The following is a 365-nucleotide window of genomic DNA, read 5'->3' on the forward strand; positions in this document are numbered from 1 at the left end:
TGTAATTGGCGCTTATCGTCCAGGGAAACCCTGGGAGTAATAAACCCCGGCCAGCTGGTGGTTACCTGGGCATCCTGACTGCTGTCATACCAGTAGAGCTTGGCGGTGCCGCTCTCTACATAGGCGATGACCAGGCGCATATTCTGGTCGAAGGCCAAACTCACCTCTGTGATATTAACCCCGGTAATCACAGTACTCGCCCTCACCTGCTGAGCATCCAGCACTATGGCCTTTCCATCTTCCAATACCCGTGCGCGCCAGGTCTGAATGTTCAGCCCTCGACTGGGGTCTTGCAGGGCAATACCGCCGCGCTCGTAGTCGGTAATCGCGCGCACCGGCAGGGCGGCACCGCCGATAAAAGGTGC

Annotated in this window: 1 protein-coding gene; it reads right to left on the minus strand. The window is 57.8% G+C overall.

Features of this window, described 5'->3' with window-relative positions:
• Positions 1-365, minus strand: a 365-nt coding sequence (locus Q1A69_RS20210; RefSeq protein WP_299589750.1) for a hypothetical protein, incomplete at both ends; no start/stop codon positions are given.

It is taken from the genome of uncultured Microbulbifer sp., from assembly GCF_947498635.1.
Classification (GTDB): Bacteria; Pseudomonadota; Gammaproteobacteria; order Pseudomonadales; family Cellvibrionaceae; genus Microbulbifer; species Microbulbifer echini.